The organism is Metabacillus lacus (genome assembly GCF_009674805.1).
Classification (GTDB): Bacteria; Bacillota; Bacilli; order Bacillales; family Bacillaceae; genus Metabacillus_C; species Metabacillus_C lacus.
Genome location: NZ_WKKI01000090.1, coordinates 1 through 3,779, shown reverse-complemented (window position 1 = coordinate 3,779; position 3,779 = coordinate 1). Strand labels below are relative to the sequence as shown.

General features: G+C 39.1%; 6 protein-coding genes. 5 read left to right on the top strand and 1 reads right to left on the bottom strand.

Translation table 11 applies throughout. The features are described 5' to 3' along the window. Nucleotides 1–173: 173 nt before the first annotated feature. The gene (locus GJU40_RS20255; protein WP_154309857.1) at nucleotides 174–593 is read right to left on the bottom strand and encodes an Lrp/AsnC family transcriptional regulator; all 420 of its coding nucleotides are present in this window, start codon (nucleotides 591–593) and stop codon (nucleotides 174–176) included. A 144-nt stretch (nucleotides 594–737) separates the two neighbouring features. Between GJU40_RS20255 and GJU40_RS20250 the strand changes: the two genes are divergently transcribed. The 5 genes from GJU40_RS20250 to GJU40_RS21455 form a co-directional block, all read left to right on the top strand. Next, a complete protein-coding gene (locus GJU40_RS20250) occupies nucleotides 738–941 on the top strand; it encodes a DUF1272 domain-containing protein (protein WP_154309856.1) in 204 nt (67 codons plus the stop codon). 323 nt (nucleotides 942–1,264) lie between these two features. After that, complete coding sequence (locus GJU40_RS20245; protein WP_154309855.1) at nucleotides 1,265–1,762, top strand: TraR/DksA C4-type zinc finger protein; 498 nt, start codon at nucleotides 1,265–1,267, stop codon at nucleotides 1,760–1,762. Between the two features lie 162 nt (nucleotides 1,763–1,924). Then, a complete protein-coding gene (locus GJU40_RS20240) occupies nucleotides 1,925–2,692 on the top strand; it encodes a MerR family transcriptional regulator (RefSeq protein WP_154309854.1) in 768 nt (255 codons plus the stop codon). Between the two features lie 19 nt (nucleotides 2,693–2,711). Next, on the top strand, nucleotides 2,712–3,131 hold the full coding sequence (locus GJU40_RS20235) for a VOC family protein (protein WP_154309853.1): 420 nt from the start codon (nucleotides 2,712–2,714) through the stop codon (nucleotides 3,129–3,131). 498 nt (nucleotides 3,132–3,629) lie between these two features. Next, nucleotides 3,630–3,779: helix-turn-helix domain-containing protein (locus GJU40_RS21455; RefSeq protein WP_343031655.1), on the top strand; the 150-nt coding region annotated here is incomplete at its 3' end.

Genomic DNA, 3,779 nt, shown 5'->3' with positions numbered 1-3,779 from the left:
TAAGGCTTCTAACCGTCGGTGCAACGGGATAGCCTAATCCATAACTAGCGGTTACGCTGGTGTTCTTAGGAATCCCCAACTTCAAACAGCTCGTAAGAGCCAGTTAAGTGGCGGGTAGTTCAATAAAGGGTACATTATGATGCAAATGGTGCTATTGTTTCTGCCCCAAACGTTTAGATAGCTTTATTAGAAACAGGAGAAGAAAGATTCATCATCGTAAGGGGTTCACCGTACTCCATGGAGGTATCAATGAACTCTTCCAATAACTTATACGATTCTGTAACAATTTTAACAAGATAGCTGTACTCTCCGGTTAATCTATGGCATTCAACAACCAAAGGATTTTCCTTGCAGAATCCTCTAAAAGCTTTACACCGATGTGTTTTTATTAAAATGAATGCTGAAACCGGTTTATCAATTTTCACATTGTCAATTTCAGCTTTATACCCCTTGATAATTCCTTGATCTTCCATCTTCCTGACTCTTTCTGTGACTGCAGGAACGGATAAAGAAACATTTCTCCCCAGCTCTGTCATTGAAACTCTTCCATCTGCTTGTAATATATTTAGAATTTGGCGGTTAATTGGGTCCATAAGATATCACCTTTATTTTTTTATTTGAATTTCTACAAATACTTTATCTTTTTAAGTATAACAGCTAACTTCCATAAGAAAAGTATGTCTTAAGTGTTTTTATTAAACTAAAATGAAGGTAATTCAAATGCTGGAGGTTACTATATGGGTTTAGAAATGAAAACAATATGTGAGAAATGCGAAGGTGAATTAAAGGGAAGGGCTTATATATGTGTTCATGAATGTACTTTTTGCGAGGACTGCACCATTGAAATGTCAGAGGTTTGTCCTAATTGTTCAGGAGAACTTGTCAGAAGGCCTGAAGAAGCTGGTTATTGCCCTATCAGTAATGTATCTGCTAGCCAATGACTTTTCAAAGCAGCCACCTAGACTGCTTTAAGTTGAAATGTACTTTCAGAAGAAAAAAACAGGAAGACACTAAAAATAGCCAGGAAAGAATGTACATTGATTAAAAAGGAAAACACCTATCTGTCACTCTGTAACATGTCGCTTCATTTTTTTCACCCTTTTAGCTTGCTCTGCTGAAGAAGCTAATTATCATGTCAGATTTCACTCAAGTTTAAATTGTGCATTTCCCTGGAGAAGTTTGCCATGCCTCATCTGCTCTCCCTGTAGTTTGTTCTGCCCCTTATCGGGGAATAGCATAACTACATATAAAGGAGAGGATAACGATGGCACTAAGCGATAAGCAAACTCAAGGATTAAAGCAGCAATTGCTCGAAATGAAAAAAGAGATAGAGGACAAACCCAAAGATCCTTTATTCGATACTTCCATGAGCGACTCCGTTGGAGAGCTTTCGAATGGAATTGATAATCACCCTGCTGATTTAGGCAGTGAAGTGTATGACAGGGAGCGCCAGCAAACGTTGGAAAATGTGGATGAAAACGTGCTTGGAGAAATCAAAGAGGCATTGGACAGAATGGAAGAAGGAACATATGGCAAGTGTATCGACACCGGAGAAGATATTCCATATGAAAGACTGGAAGCATTGCCATATGCAAAGAGAACCATTCAAGCTCAGACGGAGCGGGATCAAGACAGAAATCTATTGGGATCTGAAGAGACTCAGCATGAAATGAACATGCGTGATTTGGCTGATGGGGAAACTGTCGGAGGAGATAACTCCCTCACGACAGAGAGCCTCCGCCGTGAGCATGATGCTTTCTAGATATATTTTTCAGAAAGGCACCCAGTTGTGGGTGCCTTTTTTGTGCGGCTTAATAAATCTGATCGAGCGGAGACTAATTAACAAAGTACTGATGTAGAATTCATTTCTTTGTTGACTATAACGTAACGTAATACTGTAGTATAACTTTTGAGGTGATCACCTATGTTTTATCAAGTAAAAGAAGTTGCTGAGTATGCCGGTATCAGTGTAAGAACACTGCATCATTATGACGAGATTGGCTTGTTGAAGCCTTCAAGTGTAACAGAAGCAGGCTACCGTCAATATACAGAAGAAAATTTGGAGAGATTGCAGCAGATACTATTTTTAAAAGAGGTTGGTTTCTCGCTTAAAGATATTACTGAAATTATTGACGCCCCGGGATTTAATAGGAGAACAGCATTGAAAAGTCATAAGAGGGTGCTCATGGAGAAAAAGAAGCGATTGGAGCAGATGATTAACACAATTGAAGACACAATCGCAGCTATGGAAGGAGGAGAGAAAGTGCAAGGAGAAAACTTATTTAAAGGATTGTCCTTAAAAGAAGTGAAGGACATTCAGGAGAAATATCAAGAAGAAGTAAAAGAGAAATACAATTCAGCAGTTATAGAAGACAGCTTGAGAAGAACATCGTCGTACTCTCATGAACAATGGACCGGCATTCTGGAGAAGTCAGAGGCAATATGGCGCGCCCTTGCTGATAGGATGGATCAGAAACCTTCAGCTCCTGAAGTGCAGCAGCTGATCGGAAAGTGGAGAGAACTCATTACAACGTATTACTACGATTGTACGCTTGAGATTTTTCGAGGATTGGGTGAAATTTACGCAGCGGATGAACGGTTTATAAAAAACATTGACCGATATGGAAATGGTCTTGCCAAGTTCATGAGCGAAGCCATTCATGTATATTGTGATCAACTTGAAAATGCCTAACTGAAAGGAGGAAAGAGATATGGAAGCTTATCCAATGCCTTTATTCGTAAAACTTGAAGTACAAAATATGACATACTCGCTCAACTGGTACAAGGAAGTTCTTCAATTCACCAGTGTATTTGAACTAGCTGATCAGCAAGGAAATAGTGTAATGGCTCATATACGTGGAGAGAAATATCAAGATATCATGCTGCTATCAAGCGGCGGCAAAAGCAATGAAGGAAAGAAAGGCCAAGGGGTGACCCTCAATGTTGCTGCAAAAGAAATTGAGCCCTTTTACAAGAGAGCAGCTCAATTCTCCCCAGCTAATGTGGTCGAGGGACCGGTAAATCGCCCATGGAATGCCAGAGAGTTGGTTTTACAAGATCCTGATGGATACCTTATTACACTCTCTATGGTCATTGATCAGAGTAGAGCTTTTGATGATGTGATGGGGTAATTTTTTGACTTAATTGGAAGTCTCCTCCTGCGTTATGGGGCGAGGCTTCTTTTTTTTAGCATACATTTATTACATAATTTTTAAATATGTATCGAATTTAAGTTTGTCAGCAATTAAGATTAATACGAGTCCCCAACCTCGCTTTAGGATCAGAGAGGAAGTTTGATCTTCCCCCACCGGTATTTTCATCCTCATTTTCATTACAGAACACAACATTCTTTCATGATTCCTCAATTTCTTTCAATGTATCTTTATAACTGAAAAGCTCTGATTCTATATGTCGAAAAGTTGTTTTTTTGATTTTAGTAGTCGCTGTCATTTCTGAGCCCGCATCAAACACAACGACAAAAAGTTATCAAGGGAACTACTATGATACTTGCCTAATAATGAAAATGAGACAGTTAGAATTACCTACATCAGTATTTTTATCTTTATCCGACAGAAGACTCCCTCTTCAAGCGCGTGATGAGATTTAGCTCAGCGATAAGGGGGAGATGAATGGAGGTTGGCGATAGCCAAAACACTCACTGTTATGGTAAAATCAGAACGTTCGTTCCTATAAAGCGAGGTGAAATCATGTTAGTTAAAAAGGCGTTTAAGTTTCGTATCTTCCCTAATCAAAAACAAATGGAGTTAATCAATAAGACG